Genomic DNA, 24,713 nt, shown 5'->3' with positions numbered 1-24,713 from the left:
TCGGAACCGGCAGTGATGCCGGTTCCGTTTTTCTTTGAAAGAAGCAACCTGCGCCGTCTTGACCCTTTCCACGGGCGCGCCCTTGCCCTACAACGCGCGCAATCTCGGCCCACTTGGACACAGGACAGAAGATGCAAGAGCCCGCCATCACACCCGATCTGATTGCTGCACATGGGCTCAAGCCCGCGGAATACGACATGATCCTCGAGATCATCGGGCGTGAACCGACCTTCACTGAACTGGGCATCTTCTCGGCCATGTGGAACGAGCATTGCTCGTACAAGTCGTCCAAGAAATGGCTGCGCACTCTGCCAACATCCGGCCCTCAGGTGATTTGTGGCCCCGGCGAAAACGCAGGCGTTGTTGACATTGGCGACGGGCAAGCGGTTGTTTTCAAAATGGAAAGCCACAACCACCCATCTTACATCGAACCTTATCAGGGTGCGGCGACCGGCGTAGGCGGCATCCTTCGCGATGTTTTCACCATGGGCGCACGCCCAATCGCGTCCATGAACGCGCTGTCTTTCGGTGAACCCGGTCACCACAAAACCCGCCAGCTGGTGAACGGTGTGGTCGAAGGCATCGGCGGTTACGGCAACTGCTTTGGCGTGCCGTGCGTTGGCGGCGAAGTCCGGTTCCATCCGGCCTATAACGGCAACTGCCTGGTGAATGCTTTTGCAGCGGGTCTGGCTGACAGTGACAAGATTTTCTATTCGGCAGCGTCCGGCGTCGGGATGCCCGTGGTCTATCTGGGCGCCAAAACCGGCCGTGACGGCGTGGGCGGCGCAACCATGGCGTCTGCCGAGTTCGACGACACCATCGAAGAAAAGCGCCCAACCGTTCAGGTTGGCGACCCCTTCACTGAAAAACGACTGATGGAAGCAACGCTGGAGCTTATGCAGACCGGCGCCGTGATCTCGATCCAGGACATGGGCGCGGCGGGCCTGACCTGTTCTGCCGTAGAAATGGGCGACAAGGGTGGTCTGGGCGTGCGCCTCGATCTGGAAAACGTGCCTCAGCGCGAAGAAAACATGACAGCCTATGAGATGATGCTGTCGGAATCTCAGGAACGGATGCTGATGGTCCTCAAGCCCGAACTTGAAACCAAGGCCCGCGCTGTTTTTGAAAAATGGGATCTGGACTTTGCCATCGTTGGTGAGACGATTGCCGAAGACCGCTTTCTGATCATGCACAATGGAGAGGTGAAAGCGGACCTCGTCCTGTCCAAGCTCTCCTCAACCGCGCCGGAATATGACCGCCCGTGGGAACCGACGCCCGCGGCGGAAGAGCTGTCCGAAGTGCCTCAAATCGACCCGATCGACGGGCTGCGCGCCCTGCTCTCTTCTCCCAACTACGCAGGCAAGCAGTGGGTGTACGAGCAGTATGATACCATGGTGATGGCCGACAGCGCCCGCACGCCCGGTCTGGGCGCTGGCATGGTGCGCGTCCACGGCACCGACAAGGTGCTGGCTTTCACGTCAGACGTGACACCACGCTATGTGCGCGCCAACCCGGTCGAAGGTGGTAAACAAGCCGTGGCCGAAGCCTATCGCAACCTGACCGCTGTTGGGGCCAAGCCGCTGGCCACCACTGACAACCTGAATTTCGGCAACCCCGAAAAGCCCGAAATCATGGGCCAGTTCGTTGGTGCCGTTCAAGGCATCGGCGCGGCGGTCGGCGCGTTGGATATGCCCATCGTATCGGGCAACGTCTCGCTTTATAATGAAACGGATGGTCAGGCGATCCTGCCCACGCCGACCATCGGCGCGGTCGGCCTGCTGAACCATTCGGACGAGATTATCGGAAATGAAGTCCGCGAGGGCCACGTGGCTCTGGTCATCGGCGAAACCAAGGGCCATCTGGGTCAATCCGCCCTATTGGCCGAAGTGTTCAACCGCGAAGACGGTGATGCGCCGCATGTCGATCTGAGCGCGGAACAGCGCAACGGCGACTTCATTCGCGCCAATCGCGAGATGATCAAAGCCTGCACCGACCTTGGCGATGGTGGTCTTGCATTGGCCGCCTTTGAATTGGCCGAAGCGGCTGGCGTTGGCGTTCATCTCGACGAGGCGCCGACCGAATTCCTGTTTGGCGAAGATCAGGCGCGTTATCTGGTCGCCTGCAACTTTGATCAGGCAGAGGCACTTATGATTGCCGCCGGTCAGACCGGTGTGCCGCTGTTTTCGGTTGGTCGCTTCACCGGTGATGCGGTGAAAATCGGCGGCTCGGAAGCTTCGCTGGATGAGCTGACGGCGGTTTTCCGCAGCAGCTTTGCCGAGGCCGTCGCCTAACTACGCGACACAAAAGCCAATCGAAACCCGCGTCTTGTTCCGACGCGGGTTTCGTTGTTTTTGAATGTGCTCGTGCTCTTGCGCGCCCGGTTCATGCGCTCTACATCTTGGGAAAGACCTTCTGGAGTTACATACATGCCGATGAGCACCCACGAAATCGAACACCTGCTGCGCGAAGCCTTTCCTGATGCTGAGATTCAGGTCGGTGGTCAGGACGGTGTTCATATGTCTGCCATGGTGGTGGACGAGAGCTTTCGCGGCAAAAACCGGGTGCAACAGCAACGCGCGGTTTATGCAGCGTTAAAGGGCAAGATGGATGGCCCGGATGGAGAGTTGCACGCACTGGCGTTAACGACAAAAGTGCCTGAATGAACGCAACTTTCTGGATATATGGCACTTGCGGGTTGATAACCCTGATTGGCTGCTTCGCCAAAATTAAGTCCGCTATGAATCCAAGACACACTGACAAAATACGCAGTGTGAAACCCGGTCAGGGCGATCAGTTAGTAGATCATGGAACTGTGCTTGGTGGCGGAGGCGGCCATGTAACCGTTTCGAGGGTCACGCGAGACCCACAAGAATACGCCAAAGCAATGGCTTCGAAGACATGAACAACTGGCTCATCTGGGTAGGCGGAATAGCAACATTGATAGTTGCCGCCGCTCTGATCGAAGCCTATGTGAAGCGCAACAGAAGTCGTAAACTCGCCGACATGCGTCCCGACCCAGACAAACTCAGCAAAGTCGGCGGTATCGAACGCTATGGACTTGATCCGCTGGCCTTGGCGCAGGCTGAGCACCGGCGGCTGGAAGAAGAAGAAGGATGGGTGCCCGACCCATCAAGGAACGAAACGACCGCCCCGAATGCGGGTGAAGAGGAAAAGCAAGATGAGCGACGTTAAAACTCAGATCGACGAAACCGTCAAAGCCAACGACGTGGTACTGTACATGAAAGGCACCAAAGAGATGCCGCAGTGCGGGTTCTCGTCGCGCGTGGCCGGCGTGCTGAACTACATGGGCGTCGAATATGCCGATGTGAACGTTCTCGCTGACGAAGACATCCGTCAGGGCATCAAGGATTATTCTGACTGGCCAACCGTGCCGCAGCTTTATGTCAAAGGAGAGTTCGTCGGTGGTTGCGACATCATCACCGAGATGACTCTGTCGGGTGAACTGGACACTCTGTTTGACGAGAACGGTGTCGGCTACAATAAAGACGCAGCCGACAAAATCCGTGAAGCAAACGCCTAAGCCAACCTATCGGCTGGAACAGTTCTGATAGATCACCTGCTCATTGGCGGCACCTGCCGCCGAGTAGCTGATCGACGCGTTCCAGCCTTTTGAACGTAGGATATACGTTCCCTCACCGCCGGTGGATTCATAGCGGATACCTGATCCGCTTTCCACCTGGCGCATGGCGACCAGAGTGTTGTCCACCATTGTCGCCGCCGCGCCTGAGCCATCGGTTGCATTGAAATAGCTCACAGGCAATGGAACTCCGTTTTCACAGGTGAACGTGACCGACAATATGTCGATCTCTGCCAAGGCGGACGATGCAGGCAATGCCAGCGCGGCCGCAAACAAGATCTTTCGCACCATCGTTGTTATGCCTTCTTTTCTTCGACAACTGCGGCCAGGGCTTCTGCCCGCGCCGCCAGTTCCGCCAATGTATCTGTGACAGAGGGCGGCACCACCGCAACTTCGACCCGTTCAGGTTCCGGTGTCGGAGCGTTCCTAAGGCTCTGTAGTGTCGCCTCAACCTCGGCCAACTTCGCCTCCAGCGATTTCACTTTGTCTTCCGTTGCCGCCGTCCTGTCGGCCAGCATGAGGCCGGCCATCAAAAGCATACGGGATTCAGGCATCCGACCGATCTGATCGGACAACACCTGGGCTTCATCGTCCAGCATTTTGGCTGCGGAATTCAGAAAAGGCTCCTCACCGTCCTGACACGAGACGTCAAAGCCGCGACCGCCGATATTAATGGTCACTTCGGGCATTACTCCACCTCACCTTCTACAAGTTTCGCTTGCGACAGCAGCGGCTCAAGGCGCGCAAGAACGGCCTGCGCTTCGGCCGCGTCCGAGGCTTGCGCGGCCCGTGTGGCCTCAAGCTCGGCGACTGTGGCCCGGTTCAGAAGTTCCGCATCTGTCACCCCGTCAGTTGCCGCCGCCCGTAATTCGTCAACCGCATTACGCAACTGTTCGTTTGCCTTGCGCATACGTTGCAGATCGTCATCCAGACGCGACATCGCAGCGCCATGGCTGGCGCGTTCGGCCCGCAGCATCTCCAGCTCGGCGCTCAGGTCGTCGACCCGCACGGTGTCTTCCAACTCGGCCTTGAGCCGGTTGTTTTCCGCTTCTACGGCCTTCGCCTGATCCAGCATCCCGCGCAATTGTTCCAGTTCGGCCTTTAAGGGTTCGGGATCTTCAAGCGCGTCAAAGTCCGCCCGCATCTTTTCGTTTTCGGCCTTCAAAGTTTCAAGCTCGGTGCTGTTGTCCAACGCCGCCTTGGCTTCGGCCAGCTCGGCACGTGCAGCTTCCACCGAAGCGATCTTGACACGGGCTTCCTCTAGCTCGATGCGTAGCGCATCAGTTTCTTCGGTGTCAGACGGAGCCGCTCGCAACTCTTCAAGATCAGCACGCAAGCCATCCATCTGCTGTTCGTGCTGCTGTTTCAGGGATTTCAGCCGTTCCTGAAGCTGTGCGTTGGCGACGCGTTCATCCTCAAGCGCAGTCTGAAGCCCCTCATCCGGCCCGGTGTCCCCGGGTTCAGCACCCAATGCCTCGACTCCCACGCCAATGCGGTCCATCGCGGAAATAATACGGTGCTGTAACTCTTCTATCTGGCTCATGCCCCTGTCACCTCTTTATCAAGGTTCATTCTGTTTCGATGCGATCCGAATCAAAACCGAATCCCGCCTGCAGACAGTTTAACGGAATGCGACAGAAAATACCCACTGTTTGCTTTCAACCACTTGAGCCCCGCTCTTCATGCATTGCGGCCCGATTCACCCCAGTTCTACTTGCACTTTGGGTGTTGGATGGTATTGAGCCCGCAATCTGCTTCAAACCCAAAGGAACAACGCCCGTGGACCTGACTGCGCTGCGCAAAGCCAACCCCGAACACTGGGACAAAGCTGCGGCCATCCGCACCCTGACCCTTGATGCCGTCGCGGCGGCAAATTCCGGCCATTCCGGTATGCCGATGGGCATGGCCGATGTCGCGACTGTGCTGTTCGAAAAACACCTGAAATTCGACTCCTCGAACCCAAGCTGGCCCGACCGCGATCGCTTCATCCTGTCCGCTGGTCACGGCTCGATGTTGGTCTATTCGCTGCTGTATCTCACCGGCCACGCTGACGTGACCCTGAACGAGATCAAGAATTTCCGTCAGTTGGGCGCAAAAACTGCGGGTCACCCGGAAAACTTCCTGATCAACGGTGTTGAAACCACCACCGGCCCGCTTGGCCAAGGTATCTCGAACGCTGTGGGCTTTGCCATGGCCGAGGAAATCCAACGCGCGCATTACGGCAAGAAAGTTGTCGATCACTATACCTACGTCATCGCAGGCGACGGTTGCCTGATGGAAGGCGTCAGCCAAGAGGCGATCACGCTTGCCGGTCGTCACGAGTTGAGCAAACTGATCGTCTTTTGGGACAACAACAATATCACCATCGACGGCACCGTTGATATTGCAGACCGCACCGATCAGGTCCGCCGTTTTGCGGCCTCGGGCTGGCATGTGATTGAGGTTGACGGCCACGATCCAAAAGCCATTGACGCGGCCATTATCGACGCGAAGAAATCCAGCAAGCCGACCATGATCGCGTGTGAAAGCCACATTGCACTGGGTCACGCAGCGCAAGATACGTCGAAGGGCCATGGCGCGCTGACAGATCAGGATCAACTGAAGGCGGCAAAAGAAGCCTATGACTGGCCTCATGACGCGTTCGAAGTGCCTGCCAGCGTGAAATCCGCTTGGGAAGCCATCGGCGCCCGCGGTGCTGCCGAGCGTGCCGCCTGGGAAGAGCGTTTCGCACAATTGTCTGAACGCAAGCAGGCCGAGTTCAACCGCGCTTATGCGTTTGAGGCCCCCAAGAATCTGGCCGGTGCCATTCGCGCGTTCAAAAAGCAGATGTCGGAAGACCAGCCGAAGCTGGCCACCCGCGCCTCGTCTGAAAAGGTTCTGAACGTCGTCAACCCGATCATGACCGAAACCGTCGGCGGTTCTGCTGACCTGACCGGATCGAACAACACCAAATCAGCCGATATGGGCGTGTTTCTGCCGGAAAACCGCAAGGGCCGTTACATCCACTATGGGATCCGCGAACACGGTATGGCCGCTGCGATGAACGGCATGGCGCTGCATGGCGGCATCCGCCCCTATGGCGGTACATTCATGGCCTTCACCGACTATGCCCGCCCGTCGATGCGTCTGGCGGCGCTGATGAAAGTGCCTTCTGTCTTTGTGATGACCCATGACTCCATCGGTCTGGGCGAAGACGGCCCGACCCACCAGCCGGTCGAACACCTGGCAATTTCACGCGCGACGCCGAACACCTTTGTGTTCCGCCCCGCCGACACGATTGAAACCGCCGAAGCGTGGGAACTGGCTTTGACCTTCAAAGACAGCCCATCGGTCCTGTCGCTGACCCGTCAGGGCGTGCCGACCGTACGGACCCAGCACAAAACCAAGAACCTTGTCGCTCAGGGTGCGTATGTTCTGGCCGAAGCTGAAGGCAAGCGTCAGGCCATCCTGATCGCCACCGGGTCCGAGGTGTCTTTGGCCATGGAAGCCAAAGCAACGCTTGAGGCGGAAGGCATCGGCACCCGCGTCGTTTCCATGCCCTGCATGGAACTGTTCGCGCAACAGGATGAAGCTTATCGTAAGCGCGTTCTACCCGCCGGTCCCGTCCGCGTTGGTATCGAAGCCGCTGTCCGAGCCGGAGGCTGGGATCGCTGGTTGCTGGGCGAACGCGGGCGTGAGGCCAAGGCTGGGTTTATCGGCATGTCAAGCTTTGGCGCTTCTGCCCCGGCAGGCGAGCTTTACAAGCATTTCGGCATTACCGCCGAGGCAACCGTTGCCAAGGTAAAAGACCTGCTGGCTCTGTAATACAGACCCAGTTGATCGAGCAAAGGGCGGCCATGGCCGCCCTTTTCATTTGGGCTTCAATGTGTTTTCGATTCCTTTGAAATCAAAGGCCCGATCACCTTGGTCGCCACCGGGATCAACACCAGCCCCCAAGCCAGACCAAACACGCCATCCATGGTGGCCTTGGACATCCATTTAACCGCCCCGGCCCACTGCTCGGACACCGAATGCCCAATTGCGTTAGCCCAGTCGTAGATATGATGGCCCAGCCATCCAAAGCCCAGCACTTCCAATCCGTGGATGATGATCGATCCACCCACCCACAGCATCGCTGCGGTTCCGACAATTGACAGCGTTTTCATTACGCCGGGCATCGCCTTGACCAGACCACGGCCAAGGCCGCGACCAATCGGTGTTGGCGCGTTCTGTGCAAGATACAGCCCCACGTCATCCATTTTCACGATCAGTGCAACCGAACCATAAACGGCCACCGTAACCCCGATTCCGACGACAGCCAGCGTCGCGGCCTGCATCCACAAATTGGGGGCCTCAATCGCGGCTAAGGCAATCGTCATGATCTCTGCCGATAGAATAAAGTCCGTTTTGATCGCGCCCTTGACCTTTTGTTCCTCGAGGTGTCCGGGGTCCCGGACGTCCATGTCTTGTTCAATGGCGTGACTGCCGTGCGGGAATAAGACATGAAATATCTTCTCAGCCCCCTCAAAGCAAAGATATGACCCACCAAGCATCAGCAAAGGGGTGATCAGCCATGGCGCGAAATTGGCCAGCAACAGAGCCACCGGCAGCAGCAACACGATCTTGTTGAACACCGACCCTCGCGCGATGCGCCAAATGATCGGCAATTCGCGCGCGGGCGCAAATCCCTGAACGTATTTCGGAGTGACCGCTGCGTCATCAATGATAACACCCGCTGTTTTCGCCCCGGCCTTGCCCGCCGCCGCAACCACATCGTCGACCGAGGCTGCCGCCACCTTTGCGATCCCAGCCACATCGTCCAATAGGGCCAACAGTCCGCTCATCGCGTGTCCTTTCCCGTCACCTGTCGCACCCGGACCCTACCTGATCTCTCAGCTAGCGCAAGCGTTAGCGCAATCGCGTGAGGTTTGCGCTAACACCTTAAAAATATACCTCTTTTGCCCTTTTGAGATTCTCGTTTCGCCGCTATATGGCCCTCAACGCAAGCGCATCAGGAGACATCAAATGACCATCAAGGTCGGTATCAATGGTTTTGGCCGCATTGGCCGCTGCACCTTGTCGCACATCGCCGCTTCGGGGCGCAACGACATCGAAGTGATCAAAGTCAACGCCACCGGCCCATTGGAAACCTCGGCGCACCTGTTGAAGTATGACAGTGTTCACGGGCGTTTCCCTCGCGAAGTTTCCGTTGATGGCAACACCATGGATCTGGGCCGTGGCCCGATGCAGATGTTCTCAACCTACGACATGACCGAGCTGGACTGGGAAGGCTGCGACGTCGTTCTGGAATGCACTGGTAAATTCAATGACGGGACCAAGGCGAAAACCCATCTTGAGCGCGGCGCAGGCAAGGTTTTGCTGTCGGCCCCTGGTAAGAATGTCGACAAGACCATCGTCTTCGGCGTGAACCACAACACTCTGACTGCCAATAACAACATGGTGTCGAACGGCTCTTGCACCACCAACTGCCTGGCCCCGCTGGCCAAGGTGCTGGACGAAGGTGTCGGTATCGAACACGGCATCATGACTACCATCCACGCCTATACCGGAGATCAGCCCACGCTGGATCGTCGCCACAGCGACCTTTACCGCGCACGCGCTGCAGCGATGTCGATGATCCCGACCTCGACCGGTGCGGCCAAAGCACTGGGTGAGGTTCTGCCGAATCTGAAGGGCCGTCTGGACGGTTCCGCAATCCGCGTCCCTACCCCGAATGTCTCGGCTGTGGATCTGACCTTCCGCGCCTCGCGTGACACGTCGACAGCAGAAATTAACGCCATCGTTGAAGAGGCCGCCAAGGGCCCGATGCAGCGCGTTCTGGGATATGAGCCCGCGCCGCTGGTGTCGACCGACTTTAATCATACCGAAGAAAGCTCGATATTCGCACCGGATCAGACCCGCGTGGTCGACGACCGCATGGTCCGCGTTCTGGCCTGGTACGACAATGAATGGGGCTTCTCGGTCCGCATGGCTGACGTTGCTGTTGCGATGGGCCGTCTTAACTGACCCTTCGGACTTCGCTTGTACCTTAATGCCCGCTCAGGTTATCTGGGCGGGCATTTTTGTTCGGAACGATCATGACCAATCAAATCGCCATCTGGCTCGGCATCCTTCTGCTTGGGGGCGTGATGCTGGACATGACCCTGTATAATGGCGATCACCTGCTGTTCCTTGCCAAGAAGCTTTACGAATTTTTGGACTGGCTCGCCTTCTGGCGCTGATTGAGGTTTTTCTTGACTCTTTTGTTGATCTGGAGTTGTTAGCGCTAACTCATCTTATAGAGATATTTCGACGGAGCAGACCATGACCTTGAAACTCGCGATCAACGGATTTGGACGGATTGGGCGCGGGGTTCTGCGCGCTGTGATGGAAAGTGGCCGCACGGACGTAGAGATCGTGGCCATCAACGATCTGGGCAAGCCGGACATGAACGCACATCTGTTCGAGTTCGACAGCGTGCATGGCCGTTATCCCAACCCGGTAACACTCAGCGATGCAGGTCTGGATGTGGGCCGCGGACCGATCCGACTGACCAGTGAACGTAACCCCGAGGATCTGCCCTGGTCGGATATTGATGTCGTTCTGGAATGCACCGGTGTGTTCCGCACCCGTGAAGCCGCTGAGCGTCACTTCAAGAACGGATCAAAAAAGGTTCTGATCTCGGCCCCGGCCCGCGGCGACGGTAACGTGAAAACCGTCGTGTTTGGCGTAAACGATCATGAACTGACCGCCGAAGATCTGGTTGTATCGAACGCATCCTGCACCACCAACTGCCTTTCACCGGTCGCGGCCGCCCTGGATGCTGGGCTTGGCATCAAGCACGGCAACATGACCACAGTTCACGCCTATACCGCCAGCCAGCCGGTACAGGATCTGGTCGGAAAAGACCCTTACCTGTCGCGCGCTGCTGCGTTGTCGATGATCCCCACCACAACCGGCGCGGCCGCAGCCGTCGGTCTGGTTCTGCCGCAACTGCAGGGCAAGCTGACGGGTCAGGCGATCCGGGTCCCTACCCCGAATGTCTCGGTCGTCGATTTGGTGGCCGAAGTTTCGCGCCCCACCACCGAAGAAGAAGTAAACCAGTTGTTCATCGATGCCGCTGCCAAAATCCCCGGCGTGTTGGCCGCAGAAAGCCGCCCGTTGGTGTCCATAGATTTCAACCACGACCCGCACAGTTCGACTGTGTCGCTGGCCGAAACTAAAGTCACCGATGGCACGCTGGTACGCGTGCTGGCCTGGTATGACAATGAATGGGGCTTCTCGAACCGGATGCTGGACACAGCCGCCGCAATGGGCGGCCTAGCCTAGCCGTTCTTTCAATGCGGTGTTGACGCGGGGCGTGACGAATTTCGACACGTCCCCGTTCAATCGGGCAATTTCCTTGACCAGCTTCGAGGCAATCGCCTGATGCCGGGCTTCCGCCATCAAAAAGACGGTTTCAATCGAATCGTCCAAAGCACGGTTCATGCCGACCATCTGAAATTCGTATTCGAAATCAGCGACCGCACGCAAACCACGCACAATGATCTGCGCCCCAACGTCGCGTGCACAATCAATCAGCAGGTTTTCAAAGGGATGCGCGATGATCTCGGTTCCAGTCTGCTCCGAAAGTTGGGCGCATTCGGCTTCGATCATGGCCACGCGCTCTTCCAACGAAAACAGAGGGCCCTTGTCCCGGTTGATGGCGACGCCAATGATCAATTTATCCACCAAAGCTGCCGCTCGACGGATGATATCGATATGTCCCATTGTGATGGGATCAAAGGTTCCAGGATACAAACCAACCCTCATCGCGCCCTCCTGCGCAACAAAATTTCTGCGCAAGCAAACATAACTTTGCTGCAGGTGCAAGTGATTGCTGCGGCAACCCTTGCCGTTAGTGCCCCATTATCATGCCTTCCAAAGCATCTTTTTCCATGGCCAGTTCGGCCAACTGTGCCTTCACGACATCGCCAAGTGTGACAATGCCGACAAGCTTACCGTCTTCCACCACCGGCATATGGCGAAACCGCCCTTCGGTCATCCGGGACATGATGTCTTCGACCGTCGCCTGACGGGTCGTCGTGACAAGTTCCTGCGTCATGTAAGACTTAACTGGCTGGTTCAGGCAGCCACTGCCACTGCCCGCCAGTTCGCGGACAATGTCACGCTCGGACAGGATGCCCGATGCTGTTTCCCCACCGTCTTCGGAAATCACGACTGTTCCGATCCGCTTCTCCGCAAGAATCTTCGATACCTCCGAGACCGTCGCCGTTGGCGCAACCGTCACAACACCGTCTGTCGCTTTGGACTTCAGGATGGCCTGTACAAGCATGAAGAATACCTCCGGAAATAATGACACTTATTCCAAAGCGTTGCGCGATTGCTGCGACCTGTCAAGCGTCGGTCCCTGCTTCCAAACGAAGCACTTCCTCGCGAATGCCGCGTGTCAGGGCATCTGCGAAGCGGTTCAACCGTTCGTTGCGCTGATCTCCCTCATGCCGAACAAGATAGAAACTACGCGTCAAACTCACTTGATCCGTCAGGATTTTCTGAAGCCCCGGATGAAACGGCAACGTGAAATCATGGGCGACACAAACGCCCGTTCCCAGCGTAACCTGGCGCAATTGAACCGAGACCGAGTTCGATGCAAGCGCGACACGGTCAATACCAATGTCGTTCAGGTAATCCAGTTCTCGGTCGAAGATCATGTCTGGGATGTAGCCGATCCACCTGTGCCCCTTCAGGTCTGTGACAGATTGGATCGGTCCATGCCATCTCAGATAGTCTTCGGTTGCAACCATGTGCAATTTGTAATCGCTGACTTTCTTGACCAGCAGTCGCCCTGCTGTCGGCGCACTGACCGTCAACGCCATATCCGCCTCACGCCGGGACAGGTTGATCACCCGAGGCAACGCAAGAATCTGAATGTCCAGATCAGGGTTCGCATCGCTGATTTTCGCACAGACCTGCGGCAAAAGGTAATTGGCGCTGCCATCCGGTGCGCCGATCCTGATTTGCCCACTCAGCGATCTTGTCGACCCGGCCACGGCCCCGGCAGCGGCGCGTATCGCCTCTTCGGCGTGAAGCCCATGTTCCAAAAGCCGTTGCCCCGCTGGAGTCAAAACATAGCCCTGCTGCGATTTGGTGAACAGAATCGAATCCAAAGTGGATTCCAGCCGGGCCACGCGACGCCCAACAGTGGCGGGATCGATTTTCAGGACACGACCGGCAGAAGACAGGCTTTCTTCCCGCGCGACGGCCAGAAAGATTCGCATATCGTCCCAGTTTGGGGTCATTTCTTTCCTTTTGCATTTTTGCAAAGCTCCTTTGAGACATTGCCTCTGTTCGTGGGATTTCTGCAAGCCTATTCTGCGGGCAAATCTATCGGAGGAACTATTGATGCAAAACCTGACCCATTTCCTGAACGGCGAAATGGTCGCCGGTACATCCGGTCGTTTCGACGACATTTACAACCCGGCAACGGGCGAAGTTCAGTACAAATGCCCGATGGCCAGCGCAGCAGAAACCACAGCCGCCATTGAAGCCGCGGCCGCGGCCCAGCCTGCATGGGGCGCGACCAACCCTCAAAAGCGCGCGCGCGTCATGATGGCCATGGTCGGCCTGATGAACCGCGACATGGACAAGCTGGCCGAGGCGCTGAGCCGCGAGCACGGCAAAACCATCCCCGACGCCAAAGGTGACCTGCAGCGTGGTCTGGAAGTGATCGAGTACTGCATTGGTGCGCCACAGATGCTGAAAGGTGAGTTCACCGACAGCGCAGGCCCGGGTATCGATATGTACTCGATGCGTCAGCCTCTGGGCGTTGTCGGTTCGATCATGCCGTTCAACTTCCCCGCCATGATGCCACTGTGGCACGTTGGCCCGGCGTTGGCCTGCGGCAACGCCGTGATCCTGAAGCCGTCCGAACGTGACCCCTCGGTGCCGCTGATGCTGGCCGAACTGTTTGTCGAAGCCGGCCTTCCCAAGGGCGTGTTTCAGGTTGTGAACGGCGACAAGGAAGCAGTCGACACCATTCTCGACAGCGAGATCATTCAGGGCGTCAGCTTTGTGGGGTCTACCCCGATCGCGCAATACATCTATAGCCGCGCAACCGCGAATGGTAAGCGAGCACAGTGTTTCGGTGGTGCCAAGAACCACATGATCGTCATGCCCGACGCTGACCTGGATCAGGCGGCTGACGCTCTGGTTGGTGCCGGTTTCGGAGCGGCAGGCGAACGTTGCATGGCTATCTCTGTCGCGGTTCCTGTTGGTGAAGAAACAGCAGACAAGCTGATAGAAAAGCTGATCCCACGTGTCGAAAAGCTGAAAGTTGGCCCCTACACTGCGGGCGACGATGTCGATATGGGCCCGGTTGTGACCGCCGCCGCGAAAGAACGTATCTTGGGTCTGATCAACTCGGGCGTCGAACAAGGCGCCAAGCTGGTCGTTGATAACCGTGATTTCAGCTTGCAAGGCTACGAAGACGGCTTCTTTGTCGGCCCGCACCTGTTCGACAACGTGACCCCGGATATGGATATCTACAAACAGGAAATCTTCGGCCCGGTCCTGTCAACGGTCCGCGCGGGTTCGTACGAAGAAGCGCTGAAGCTGGCGATGGATCATGAATATGGCAACGGCACCGCGATCTTCACCCGTGACGGTGACACCGCCCGTGACTTTGCCAGCCGGATCAATATCGGCATGGTTGGCATCAACGTTCCGATCCCGGTTCCGCTGGCCTATCACACATTTGGCGGCTGGAAGAAATCGATGTTCGGCGATCTGAACCAGCACGGTCCGGACAGCTTCAAGTTCTATACCCGCACCAAGACCGTGACTTCGCGCTGGCCGTCGGGCATCAAAGAAGGTGGCGAGTTCAACTTCAAAGCCATGGACTGATCTTTTAAGCCCCTAGTATCGAAACCCGGCCTCTAATTGGGCCGGGTTTATGCGCTTTTCCGCCGATTTCACTGACAAAGCCTCTGTTCACAAGAAATTCAGATCGGGCACTCTGGAAAAATGGGATCATCGCCAATATTTTTGCCCTAAAGTACGTATCGAGCATTCAATTTACCGGAGGCAGTCTTGTCCCAATCCCGTATGACCCGCCGTTCCGCCCTGCTGGGCGTTGCATCCTTGATGACGACTCCTGCCCTTGTTCGGGCTCAAAGCGTGGATGCCTTCCCGGAAACGGAAGACGCAATCAGCACGCAGCTGCCGGTACGGCGCAATGTATCGTCATTCTCGCAACAAAACTGGCAGGATCATTTTGACGAACTGGGTGTCGGTTGTCTGTTGGCCGATATCACCAGCCGTGCCGTGCACTTTTGGGCCCCCGACGGCACTTACAAACTGTACCCAAGCTCAGTTCCAATGAGCGAAGAGCTCACGAAACGCGGTTACACGAAAGTCGTGCGTAAAACTGAATTCCCAAGCTGGACGCCAACGGCATCGATGCGCGAACGGGATCCTTCGCTGCCACTCCGGATGGAGGGCGGTGATCCGGGCAACCCGCTGGGAACACGCGCTATGTACCTGGGTTGGCCAGCTTATCTGGTCCACGGTACACAGGACACGCGTAAGATCGGTCGTCAGAGTTCGTCCGGGTGCATCGGCCTGTACAACCAACATGTCGAAGAACTGTATCCGCTGGTCCAGGTCGGCACACAGGTGCGACTGGTCTGATCAACCAGCTCTGAATCAAAAAAGCCCCGGTTAATCCTCGGGGCTTTGTTGATTTCAGAGATACAGTTTTATTCCGGCAGGATAACCGCGTCGACCACGTGGATCACGCCATTGCTGGCTTCAATATCTGCTTGTACGACTTTTGCGTCGTTCACCTTGACGCCGTTCTTGGCGTTGACGCTCAACCGGTCGCCCTGAACGGTCAGAACCTTTGCGCGCTTGCCGGCAATATCACCGGACATCACCTTGGCCGGGACCACGTGATAGGTAAGGATCGATACCAGTTGATCCTTGTTTTCGGGCTTCAAAAGAGATTCCACCGTGCCCTCGGGCAATGCAGCAAAAGCTTCATCGGTAGGAGCAAATACAGTGAAAGGCCCATCTCCTTTAAGGGTGTCAACCAGACCTGCGGCCTGAACGGCGGCGACCAAAGTGTTGAATGAACCCGCTGCGACTGCAGTGTCAACAATATCTGCGGCCTGTGCCTTGAGTGGTATGGCAAACGCAATTGCGGCGGCGGCACCCATAAATGTACGACGGAACATGGCTGTCTTCTCCTCTCCAGCTTGTTATGGAAAGGAGTACGGGACTTCGGCTGGACCGGATCATTCTGAGATCAATTTTCTTTGAGCTGAACCCAGATGCTTTGCGCGCGCCCGTCGGCGAGAAACGGCAAAGCCTTTACTGCATCCGGGCGGTCCTGTTGCAGGTAGTATCCCGGCAAAAGCATTGAATACGCGCCAGATTGCAGCAATGCATGCAGCATGTACTGCTCGCCCCAGCCCGGGCAGTCATAGAAGAACCGCTTGGGATATTCGTAGGGTAGAAAAACATCGTGCACATGGATGACCACGCCGGGTCTCAACGCCGGAATGATGCGGCAGAACAGATGGGCGACGTCGTTACTCATCCGTACGACATGGCTTGAATCGATGAACAGAACGTCTCCGGCTTCAAGCTCAGCAAAGAGCGATGGGTCGGCCTCTTCAAGACGTTTTTGTTCGAAGCGATCTACAACATGAGCAATATCCGCGCGGGGGTATGGATCAATGGCGGTAATCGTTGTGTCCAACCCACCGTCAATAATCGCTTGCCGCGTTACACGGGTTGAGTTCCCGCACCCCACCTCGATCACGCGCTTGGGCTGAAAGCGGCGGATCATCAGATACAAAGCATCCGCGTCCGGGCTGTCATAATAGCCGTTGCCTGAGCAATAGCCGGTCTGATTGCGCCCGGGGTCTTTCAACGCCTGCAAATCCCCTTTGAGACGATCATATTCCGCCACCAGTTGCGAGATATCGAACCCCTCCATCCCCGGCGACAAAGCATAAACGGGGCGCGTCAGGCCCCCTGAGGCCTCAAACGCCTCAAGCCGCGCGCGCTCATCCTGTTCCGTGACCGTATCGACCAGTTTCACACCCAACTCATCCAGAGCAGCGTTGATCTTCGGGAATTTTCTGGGTTTCACGGCGTTGGCTCCACGTTCTGTGCTGTCCCGTTCCTTACAATTGCGCCCCGCACCAGTGCAAGGACAAGCCCGGCAAACCCTTGGCAAAATGAAAATTTCCGTATTCACTGAGGCCCACGTCAGACAAAGAGGGCGCTATGCAGCAGGAATTCACACTGGGCATTGAAGAAGAATATCTTCTGGTAGATCGCAACAGCCTGCAATTATCCGAAGCGCCTGAAGCGCTGATGACCGCCTGTCAGAGTGATTTCGAAGGTCAGGTCAGCCCCGAGTTTCTGCAATGTCAGATTGAAGTCGGCACACGCCCGCACACAACCATCGCCTCGGCGCGGGAAGACCTGAAACGCCTGCGATCCTGCGTGTCAAAACGGGCTGCCGAATACAACCTGTCCCCAATCGCTGTCTCCTGCCATCCCTTTGCCAACTGGAAGGATCAACACTACACCCGCAAGGAACGGTATGACGCGTTGCAACACGCCTTGGGGGGCGTGGCGAGACGGATGTTGATCTGCGGCATGCATGTGCACGTGGGGGTCGAGGATCCTGCCCTGCGCGCCGATCTGATGCCACAGCTGTCTTACTTCTTGCCCCATCTGCTGGCGCTGTCCACATCCTCACCCTTTTGGAGCGGCGAAGATACTGGCCTGTCCTCTTATCGCCTGACAGTGTTCGACAACCTGCCACGCACCGGCCTTCCTCCCGTTTTCGGCAGTTGGGCTGAATATGAACGCACCACCGGTATTCTTGTCGAACTGGGCGTGATCGAGGACACGACCAAAATCTGGTGGGACCTGCGCCCGTCGCATCGCTTTCCCACGCTTGAAACACGGATCATGGACGTACAGCCTCGGCTAGAGCACACATTGTCCCTGGCTGCCCTCGTTCAGGCGCTGACCCGCATGCTGTGCCGGCTGAAAGACCGCAACCTTCGTTGGAGGCAATATGATCGTTTCCTCATCGGAGAAAACCGTTGGCGTGCGCAGCGCTATGGCGTAGGCGAAGGCCTGATTGATTTCGGCGACCGCTCGGTTAAACCCATGTCCGAGCTGATTGGCGACCTTATGGGGTTATTGGCGGAAGACACCGAGGCGCTCGGCACGATGACTGAACTTGCACGGTTGCGGCAGATCGCCGAGAACGGCACCTCAGCCACGCGTCAGCGCCGTGTCCACGCCGAGGCCGTCGCGCGAGGCGATGATCCGGGGCAAGCAGTCGTGCGCCACTTGATTGAAGAATTTCACGCGGATCTTTAGACTGAGCCACCCGTTTTGCGACCCATTGTTGAGCCTGCAAAATTTCTGTAAGAATTCAGAAATAAACAACCGTTCAATTCATTGCCGACGGGAGGGAGCGCCATGGATTTCGCACTCAGCGAGGAACAAACAGCCATTTTCGACATGGCGCATGCATTTGGGCAGGAAAACATTGCACCCTTTGCACGGCAGTGGGAAACCGATGGCACCATTCCCAAAACCTTATGGCCACAGATCGGCGAGCTTGGTTTTGGAGCTTTGTATGTATCCGAGGACAGCGGCGGTTCGAACCTGACCCGCCTCGACGCCACTCTGGTTTTTGAGGCCCTTTCGATGGCCTGCCCTTCGGTTGCCGCGTTCCTGTCGATCCACAACATGTGCGCCAAAATGTTAGACAATTTCGCGGATGACGACCTCAAAGCGCGCATCATGCCCGATGTTCTGAGCCTGAACACGGTTCTGAGCTATTGCCTGACCGAGCCCGGTTCCGGCTCTGACGCAGCGGCTTTGAAGACACGCGCCGAACGCACGAATGAAGGCTACACGCTGAACGGCACCAAGGCATTCATCTCGGGTGGCGGGTATTCCGACGCTTATGTCTGCATGGTGCGCACCGGTCAGGATGGCCCCAAGGGCATCTCAACCGTTTATGTCGAGGACGGCACCCCGGGTCTGAGCTTTGGAGCGCTGGAACAGAAAATGGGCTGGAAAAGTCAGCCCACCGCGCAGGTGCAGTTCGATGACTGCAAAATTCCGGCGGGCAATCTTGTCGGCACCGAAGGCGACGGGTTTAAATATGCGATGATGGGGCTGGACGGCGGGCGGCTCAACATTTCGGCCTGTTCGCTCGGGGCTGCTCAGGCCGGGCTAGATATGACATTGCAATACATGTCCGAGCGCAAGGCATTTGGCCAATCCATTGATCAGTTTCAAGCCCTGCAGTTCCGTCTGGCAGACATGGAAATCGAATTGCAGGCCGCGCGCACCTTCCTGCGTCAGGCGGCGTGGAAACTGGATCAGGGCGCACCCGATGCCACGAAGTTTTGCGCCATGGCAAAAAAATTCGTGACCGAAACTGGTTCGAAAGTGGTGGATCAGTGCCTGCAGCTGCATGGGGGGTATGGTTATCTTGCGGATTACGGCATCGAAAAGCTTGTGCGCGATCTTCGGGTACATCAGATATTAGAAGGCACGAATGAGATTATGCGCGTGATCGTAGCGCGCCAGATGCTTGCCAACCGCTGAGGGCCCCATGTCAGACATCGAAATCCGCACCACGGGTCATGCCGGACGCATCACCCTGACCCGCCCACATGCTCTGAACGCAATGAGTTACGAGATGTGCATGGCTATCGACACGGTGATGCGCAACTGGCGCGAAGACGATGCCGTTGACCTGATCATTCTGGACGCCGAAGGGGAAAAAGCCTTCTGCGCAGGCGGTGATATCGCCGAACTCTATGAAACCGGCACCAAGGGCGACTATGCCTACGGACAGACATTCTGGCGCGACGAATACCGCCTGAATGCGATGATCTTCGAGTACCCCAAACCAGTCATCAGTTTCCTTCAGGGCTTTACCATGGGCGGCGGTGTCGGCATCGGGTGCCACGGCAGCCACCGCGTGGTCGGGGAAAGCTCCAAAATCGCCATGCCCGAGTGCTCGATCGGTCTGGTGCCGGATGTGGGCGGCTCACTGATGCTGGCGCTCGCCCCCGGTCGGTTGGGTGAGTTTCTGGGAACGACCGGGTTCCGAATGGGTCCTGCAGATGCGATTCTGGCAGGGTTTGCAGACCATTACATCCCGCAATCGCACTGGTCTGATCTGATCGAGATGCTTGAAGCCTCCGGCAACGCGGACCTGATTTCCCAGCACGCTGAAACCCCACCCGTCGGAGAATTGGCCGGGTTGCAGGCCGACATCGATCGGCATTTCTCAGGCGAGACGCTGGGCGACATCGCGACAAGCCTGCGCAACAGTGACCAGGAGTTTTCGAAGAAAGCCCTGGCGACGCTGGGAAAGAACGCCCCCCTTTCCACGACCTGTACGGTTGAGATGTTGCACCGTCTGCGCGGCCCCGCATTGACCATACGGCGTGCCCTGGAATTGGAATACCGTTTCACCCATCGGGCGATGGAACACGGTGATTTTCTGGAAGGCATTCGCGCACAGATTATCGATAAAGACCGCAGCCCAAACTGGCAGTTTCCCGATATGGACGTCCCGTTGGCGGCCGTATCGAAAATGCTTCAGCCGCTGGACGCGGATACCCTGACTTTCAAGGAGGACTAAGAGATGCAGATCGGTTTCATAGGGCTGGGAAATATGGGCGCGCCCATGGCGGCCAACCTGGCAAAGGCCGGGCATCAGGTTCTGGGATTTGATACGGCAGGCGTCACCGTGGAGGGTGTAACACAGGTCGAAACGGCAACTGACGCCGTCGCGGGTGCTGATGCGGTCATAACTATGCTGCCAAACGGCGCTATCTTGATGGCCGTTGCAGATCAGGTCATTCCTGCCATGTCGAAAGGGGCTGTGCTGATCGACTGCTCGACAGTTGACGTGGACAGCGCGCGCGCTGTGGCCGAACAGGCCATCGGTTCCGGGCTCCTGTCTGTGGACGCGCCTGTTTCAGGCGGTATCGGCGGTGCGTCGGCAGGCACGCTAACGTTCATGGCTGGCGGATCAGAAGACGCATTCGCCAAAGCCGCACCCCTGTTCGATATCATGGGGCAAAAAGCGGTTCATTGTGGCGAGGCCGGAGCTGGCCAAGCCGCCAAAATCTGCAACAACATGATCCTCGGCGTCACGATGATTGCCACCTGTGAAGCTTTTGCACTGGCGGACAAGCTGGGACTGGACCGTCAAAAGATGTTCGACGTCGTCAGCACATCGTCAGGCTATAGCTGGACGATGAACGCCTATTGCCCTGCCCCCGGCGTTGGCCCGCAAAGCCCTGCCGACAATGACTACACGCCCGGGTTTGCTGCTGAGCTTATGCTAAAGGACCTGCGTCTCAGCCAGCAAGCTGCAGACAGCGCTGATGCGGATACACCGATGGGTCAGGTCGCGACTTCTCTGTATGAGCAATTTGTTGAAAAAGAAGACGGATTGGGCCGTGACTTTAGCGCGATGCTGCCACGCTTCGAAAAACGCGGGCGTGAATAGGCAATTCGGCAGCCTTTTGCCCAGTCGTTTGACAGACGATCGGTAAGGGGCCATCTAACCGTCATGTTCCGAGGCGTCTTTAGCCTTTTCGCAAAGGAAAGCGGCATGACAAAATACCTGGTGACCACTGCAATGCTTGCGGCCATGGCGATTGCACCTGTTTCAGCCGTAGCCAAGAACAAAAACGGGCATTGCCCACCGGGTTTGGCCAAAAAGTCCATTCCTTGCGTGCCACCGGGACAAGCGAAAAAGATCTATCGGAATGGTGATTTCATCCGCAACGATTATCGCTGGGTCGACAACCCGTATCACTATGGGCTGAACCGGAACTATTCCTACATCCGCGCGGGTGACTACGTATACCGGGTTGACCCTGACACACGCAAAGTCCTGAATCTGATTGGTGCGGTTGCCGATATTCTGAACTGAACTGGCGTCGCAGCAGTTATTCTGCCGCGACGCGCGCGTTTTCCAACATCGATTTCAGATAACGACCGGTATGGCTGCGCTCGGCGGTGGCAACATCTTCGGGCGTCCCCGTGGCCACAATCTCACCGCCGCCATCGCCGCCCTCGGGACCAATGTCGATAATATGATCCGCAGTTTTCACCACGTCCAGATTGTGCTCGATCACAACAACCGTGTTCCCCTGATCGACCAGTTCATGCAGCACTTCCAACAGTTTGCGCACGTCTTCAAAATGCAGACCCGTGGTTGGCTCGTCCAGGATGTAGAGCGTCCGTCCCGTTGAACGTTTCGACAATTCCTTGGACAGCTTCACACGTTGTGCTTCGCCGCCAGAAAGCGTGGTAGCCTGCTGACCAACCTTGATGTAACCCAGCCCAACGCGGGCCAAAGCATCCATCTTGTCCCGGATCGACGGCACGGCCTTGAAGAACTCTTGGGCATCTTCCACAGTCATATCAAGCACATCGGCGATGGATTTGCCCTTGAACTTGATCTCAAGCGTCTCGCGGTTGTAGCGCGCGCCTTTGCAGGTCTCGCAGGTAACATAGACATCGGGCAGAAAGTGCATTTCAATCTTGATGACACCGTCACCCTGACATGCTTCGCACCGGCCGCCCTTGACGTTAAAGCTGAACCGCCCTGGTTTGTACCCTCGTGCCTTCGCCTCAGGTAGTCCGGCAAACCAGTCCCGAATCGGAGTGAAAGCCCCGGTGTAAGTTGCTGGATTCGAACGCGGAGTCCGCCCGATCGGGCGTTGATCGATGTCGATGACCTTATCCAAATGCTCCAATCCCTTGATCGTCTCACAAGGCGCCGGAGTTTGACGGGCACCGTTCAAACGCATCGAAGCGGTTTTGAACAGCGTCTCAATGGTCAGTGTGGATTTGCCGCCACCAGACACCCCTGTCACACAAACGAATTTGCCTAAGGGAAATTCGGCTGTGACATTTTTCAGATTGTTCCCGGTGGCCTTCACCACGGTCACTTTCTGTTTCTTGCCCTTGCGCCGCTCTGCCGGAACCGCGATTTCACGCGTTCCCGCCAAATATTGCCCGGTGATCGAGGCCGCATCCGCCGTGATGTCGGCAGGCGTACCATGACTGACAACCTGTCCCCCATGCACGCCGGCACCGGGGCCAATGTCGAACACATAATCGGCTTCGCGGATCGCTTCCTCGTCATGTTCGACAACAATCACGGTGTTGCCCTGATCCCGCAGGTTCTTAAGCGTGTCAAGCAACCGGTCATTATCGCGCTGATGCAAGCCGATTGAGGGCTCGTCCAACACATAAAGAACCCCCGTCAGACCCGATCCGATCTGGCTGGCCAGACGAATGCGCTGACTTTCACCGCCGGACAGCGTTCCACTTGAACGGGACAGCGTAAGGTACTCCAATCCAACATTATTCAGGAAACCAAGGCGTTCGCGAATCTCTTTCAGAATGGCGCGCGCGATTTCATTTTTCTGCGCACTCAGGTGGTTCGGTGCATCTTCGATCCAGGCCAAAGCTTCACGGATCGACATCCGCACCACTTGCCCGACATGCAGACCGGCAATCTTGACCGCAAGCGCCTCGGGCCGCAGACGATACCCCTCGCATGTGCCGCATGAGCGATTGTTCTGATACCGTTCGAACTCTTCTCGAATCCACGCGCTGTCAGTTTCGCGGTAACGACGTTCCATATTCGGGATCACGCCTTCGAAACTGCGAGTCACTTGATACACCCGCCCGCCTTCATCATAGCGGAACTGAATTTCTTCATCGCCTGAGCCACGCAGGAACACCTGCTGCACGTTCTTGGGCAAGTCTTTCCAAGGCGTGTTCTTATCGAACTCAAAGTGCCTTGCGATGGCTTCGATGGTCTGAAGGAAATACGGCGACTTGCCCTTGCGCCAAGGCGCCAAGGCCCCGTCATAAAGCTTCAGCGTCTGATCCGGCACAACGAGACGCTCATCAAAGAACAACTCGACCCCCAACCCATCACAATCCGGGCAAGCCCCAAATGGCGCATTGAAGGAAAACAGGCGCGGTTCAATCTCGGGGATGGTAAACCCGCTGACCGGGCAGGCAAAATTCTCGCTGAAGGTGATACGCTCCGGATCGCCCTCACGCGGTGCAGTTTCCAGAATTGCAATGCCGTCCGCCAGATCCAATGCGGTGCGCAGACTGTCGGCCAGGCGGGTCTCCAAGCCCTCTCGGACAACCAGGCGATCAACCACCACATCGATATCGTGGCGGAATTTCTTGTCCAGTGTCGGTGGTTCATCCAACTCATAGAATGCGCCGTCCACCTTGACCCGCTGGAACCCCTGCTTGCGCAGCTCCAGGAAATCTTTTTTGTATTCACCTTTGCGGTCGCGCACGATGGGGGCCAACAGATAACCCCGCGTGCCGTCTTCCATCGTCATGATCCGGTCAACCATATCCTGCACCTGTTGGGCTTCGATCGGTTGTCCGGTGGCGGGGCTGTAGGGGGTTCCGGCGCGCGCGAACAGCAGGCGCAAATAGTCGTAAATCTCTGTAACCGTACCAACTGTCGAACGCGGGTTTTTGGACGTCGTTTTCTGTTCGATGGAAATCGCCGGGCTCAGACCGCTGATGTGATCCACATCGGGTTTTTCCATCATGTCGAGGAACTGCCGCGCATAAGCTGACAGGCTTTCAACATAGCGGCGCTGACCTTCGGCATAAATGGTGTCAAACGCCAGCGAGGACTTGCCCGAACCGGACAGTCCGGTGATCACCACCAGCTGATCCCGCGGGATATCGACATCAATGCCTTTGAGGTTATGCTCGCGCGCGCCACGCACCTCGATATTCTTCAGCTCAGCCATTTCCGGCCCCCAACAAACAAGTGGTTTAGAGATAGGCGAGCTTGCCTGAGTCTCCAACAGAAAAGTTAGAACAATTAGTGAACGTACAGGTTTTCGCCGACCAAATCAAACCATGGTTGCTCAATAGGCAATTCCGTTGAGATCGTTTTTGGCCAAATCGGGAAATTAAAAGAAAAATGGCGCGGTTGACGGGGCTCGAACCCGCGACCCCCGGCGTGACAGGCCGGTACTCTAACCATCTGAGCTACAACCGC

General features: G+C 57.1%; 25 protein-coding genes and 1 tRNA gene. 15 read left to right on the top strand and 11 right to left on the bottom strand.

Features of this window, described 5'->3' with window-relative positions; genetic code table 11:
* Window positions 1-131 precede the first annotated feature (131 nt).
* The 4 genes from purL to grxD all read left to right on the top strand — a co-directional run bounded on the left by purL (window position 132) and on the right by grxD (window position 3,541).
* Window positions 132-2,291 (top strand): phosphoribosylformylglycinamidine synthase subunit PurL, encoded by a 2,160-nt coding sequence (gene purL, locus AC2FJZ_RS15400; protein ID WP_496778717.1) that lies wholly within the window; start codon window positions 132-134, stop codon window positions 2,289-2,291.
* 135 nt (window positions 2,292-2,426) lie between these two features.
* Window positions 2,427-2,663 (top strand): BolA/IbaG family iron-sulfur metabolism protein, encoded by a 237-nt coding sequence (locus AC2FJZ_RS15395; protein ID WP_050603471.1) that lies wholly within the window; start codon window positions 2,427-2,429, stop codon window positions 2,661-2,663.
* Window positions 2,664-2,898: 235 nt separating this feature from the next.
* Complete coding sequence (locus AC2FJZ_RS15390) at window positions 2,899-3,192, top strand: hypothetical protein (protein WP_050603473.1); 294 nt, start codon at window positions 2,899-2,901, stop codon at window positions 3,190-3,192.
* Window positions 3,179-3,541, top strand: a complete 363-nt coding sequence (gene grxD, locus AC2FJZ_RS15385) for a Grx4 family monothiol glutaredoxin (protein ID WP_050603474.1) — start codon at window positions 3,179-3,181, stop codon at window positions 3,539-3,541. The genes AC2FJZ_RS15390 and grxD overlap by 14 nt, the downstream gene beginning before the upstream one ends.
* A gap of 6 nt (window positions 3,542-3,547) precedes the next feature.
* On the opposite strand, the gene AC2FJZ_RS15380 is transcribed toward grxD, so the two are convergent.
* Genes AC2FJZ_RS15380 through AC2FJZ_RS15370 form a run of 3 tightly spaced genes read right to left on the bottom strand, consistent with a single transcriptional unit; the run spans window position 3,548 to window position 5,141 of the window.
* Window positions 3,548-3,889, bottom strand: coding sequence for an MliC family protein (locus AC2FJZ_RS15380; protein ID WP_496778715.1), 342 nt, complete (start codon window positions 3,887-3,889; stop codon window positions 3,548-3,550).
* Window positions 3,890-3,894: 5 nt separating this feature from the next.
* A complete protein-coding gene (locus AC2FJZ_RS15375) occupies window positions 3,895-4,287 on the bottom strand; it encodes a cell division protein ZapA (protein ID WP_496778713.1) in 393 nt (130 codons plus the stop codon).
* A complete protein-coding gene (locus AC2FJZ_RS15370; protein ID WP_496778711.1) occupies window positions 4,287-5,141 on the bottom strand; it encodes a hypothetical protein in 855 nt (284 codons plus the stop codon). Before AC2FJZ_RS15370 ends, AC2FJZ_RS15375 begins: the two co-directional genes overlap by 1 nt.
* 236 nt (window positions 5,142-5,377) lie before the next feature.
* Here AC2FJZ_RS15370 and tkt point away from each other — a divergent pair, with 236 nt between their 5' ends.
* The gene (gene tkt, locus AC2FJZ_RS15365) at window positions 5,378-7,402 is read left to right on the top strand and encodes a transketolase (protein ID WP_496778709.1); all 2,025 of its coding nucleotides are present in this window, start codon (window positions 5,378-5,380) and stop codon (window positions 7,400-7,402) included.
* A gap of 56 nt (window positions 7,403-7,458) precedes the next feature.
* Here tkt and AC2FJZ_RS15360 read toward each other — a convergent pair whose 3' ends face one another.
* Window positions 7,459-8,421, bottom strand: a complete 963-nt coding sequence (locus AC2FJZ_RS15360) for a DUF808 domain-containing protein (protein WP_496778707.1) — start codon at window positions 8,419-8,421, stop codon at window positions 7,459-7,461.
* 181 nt (window positions 8,422-8,602) lie between these two features.
* On the opposite strand from AC2FJZ_RS15360, the gene gap (AC2FJZ_RS15355) reads away from it, so the two are divergent.
* From gap (AC2FJZ_RS15355) to gap (AC2FJZ_RS15345), 3 genes are all read left to right on the top strand, one after another.
* Window positions 8,603-9,604: a type I glyceraldehyde-3-phosphate dehydrogenase gene (gene gap, locus AC2FJZ_RS15355; RefSeq protein ID WP_496671383.1), complete on the top strand. Its 1,002-nt coding sequence runs from the start codon at window positions 8,603-8,605 to the stop codon at window positions 9,602-9,604.
* Between the two features lie 71 nt (window positions 9,605-9,675).
* Window positions 9,676-9,819, top strand: a complete 144-nt coding sequence (locus AC2FJZ_RS15350) for a hypothetical protein (protein ID WP_496778705.1) — start codon at window positions 9,676-9,678, stop codon at window positions 9,817-9,819.
* A gap of 82 nt (window positions 9,820-9,901) precedes the next feature.
* Entirely contained in the window at window positions 9,902-10,906 is a 1,005-nt protein-coding gene (gene gap, locus AC2FJZ_RS15345; RefSeq protein ID WP_496778703.1) for a type I glyceraldehyde-3-phosphate dehydrogenase, read from the top strand.
* Here the strand turns inward: gap (AC2FJZ_RS15345) and coaD are convergent.
* The 3 genes from coaD to AC2FJZ_RS15330 form a co-directional block, all read right to left on the bottom strand.
* A complete protein-coding gene (coaD, locus tag AC2FJZ_RS15340; RefSeq protein ID WP_496778701.1) occupies window positions 10,898-11,389 on the bottom strand; it encodes a pantetheine-phosphate adenylyltransferase in 492 nt (163 codons plus the stop codon). The genes gap (AC2FJZ_RS15345) and coaD overlap by 9 nt on opposite strands.
* Before the next feature lie 85 nt (window positions 11,390-11,474).
* Window positions 11,475-11,912, bottom strand: a complete 438-nt coding sequence (locus AC2FJZ_RS15335; RefSeq protein ID WP_050603482.1) for a CBS domain-containing protein — start codon at window positions 11,910-11,912, stop codon at window positions 11,475-11,477.
* 61 nt (window positions 11,913-11,973) lie between these two features.
* Complete coding sequence (locus AC2FJZ_RS15330; RefSeq protein ID WP_496778699.1) at window positions 11,974-12,876, bottom strand: LysR family transcriptional regulator; 903 nt, start codon at window positions 12,874-12,876, stop codon at window positions 11,974-11,976.
* A gap of 103 nt (window positions 12,877-12,979) precedes the next feature.
* Between AC2FJZ_RS15330 and AC2FJZ_RS15325 the strand changes: the two genes are divergently transcribed.
* Together AC2FJZ_RS15325 and AC2FJZ_RS15320 are read left to right on the top strand one after the other, a co-directional pair.
* Complete coding sequence (locus AC2FJZ_RS15325) at window positions 12,980-14,479, top strand: CoA-acylating methylmalonate-semialdehyde dehydrogenase (protein ID WP_496778697.1); 1,500 nt, start codon at window positions 12,980-12,982, stop codon at window positions 14,477-14,479.
* 201 nt (window positions 14,480-14,680) lie between these two features.
* Window positions 14,681-15,265 (top strand): L,D-transpeptidase, encoded by a 585-nt coding sequence (locus AC2FJZ_RS15320; protein WP_172677875.1) that lies wholly within the window; start codon window positions 14,681-14,683, stop codon window positions 15,263-15,265.
* A 68-nt stretch (window positions 15,266-15,333) separates the two neighbouring features.
* Here AC2FJZ_RS15320 and AC2FJZ_RS15315 read toward each other — a convergent pair whose 3' ends face one another.
* Window positions 15,334-15,810, bottom strand: a complete 477-nt coding sequence (locus AC2FJZ_RS15315) for a fasciclin domain-containing protein (RefSeq protein WP_496671395.1) — start codon at window positions 15,808-15,810, stop codon at window positions 15,334-15,336.
* A gap of 71 nt (window positions 15,811-15,881) precedes the next feature.
* Window positions 15,882-16,733 carry a class I SAM-dependent methyltransferase gene (locus AC2FJZ_RS15310; protein WP_496778695.1) on the bottom strand — a complete coding sequence of 284 codons (852 nt, stop codon included), beginning with the start codon at window positions 16,731-16,733 and terminating at the stop codon, window positions 15,882-15,884.
* Between the two features lie 137 nt (window positions 16,734-16,870).
* On the opposite strand from AC2FJZ_RS15310, the gene AC2FJZ_RS15305 reads away from it, so the two are divergent.
* The 5 genes from AC2FJZ_RS15305 (at window position 16,871) to AC2FJZ_RS15285 (ending at window position 21,584) form a co-directional block, all read left to right on the top strand.
* A complete protein-coding gene (locus AC2FJZ_RS15305) occupies window positions 16,871-17,986 on the top strand; it encodes a carboxylate-amine ligase (RefSeq protein WP_496778693.1) in 1,116 nt (371 codons plus the stop codon).
* A gap of 102 nt (window positions 17,987-18,088) precedes the next feature.
* Window positions 18,089-19,231: an acyl-CoA dehydrogenase family protein gene (locus AC2FJZ_RS15300; protein ID WP_496671401.1), complete on the top strand. Its 1,143-nt coding sequence runs from the start codon at window positions 18,089-18,091 to the stop codon at window positions 19,229-19,231.
* A gap of 7 nt (window positions 19,232-19,238) precedes the next feature.
* Window positions 19,239-20,279 (top strand): enoyl-CoA hydratase/isomerase family protein, encoded by a 1,041-nt coding sequence (locus AC2FJZ_RS15295; RefSeq protein ID WP_496778691.1) that lies wholly within the window; start codon window positions 19,239-19,241, stop codon window positions 20,277-20,279.
* Window positions 20,280-20,282: 3 nt separating this feature from the next.
* Window positions 20,283-21,155, top strand: coding sequence for a 3-hydroxyisobutyrate dehydrogenase (gene mmsB, locus AC2FJZ_RS15290; protein WP_496671407.1), 873 nt, complete (start codon window positions 20,283-20,285; stop codon window positions 21,153-21,155).
* Between the two features lie 105 nt (window positions 21,156-21,260).
* Window positions 21,261-21,584 (top strand): hypothetical protein, encoded by a 324-nt coding sequence (locus AC2FJZ_RS15285; protein WP_083445230.1) that lies wholly within the window; start codon window positions 21,261-21,263, stop codon window positions 21,582-21,584.
* Window positions 21,585-21,600: 16 nt separating this feature from the next.
* Here AC2FJZ_RS15285 and uvrA read toward each other — a convergent pair whose 3' ends face one another.
* On the bottom strand, window positions 21,601-24,459 hold the full coding sequence (uvrA, locus tag AC2FJZ_RS15280; RefSeq protein ID WP_496778689.1) for an excinuclease ABC subunit UvrA: 2,859 nt from the start codon (window positions 24,457-24,459) through the stop codon (window positions 21,601-21,603).
* Window positions 24,460-24,636: 177 nt separating this feature from the next.
* Window positions 24,637-24,713, bottom strand: a tRNA-Asp gene (locus AC2FJZ_RS15275).

The sequence above is a fragment of the Ruegeria sp. CDSA079 genome, assembly GCF_059612245.1.
This window is presented reverse-complemented; position numbering and strand designations above follow the sequence as displayed.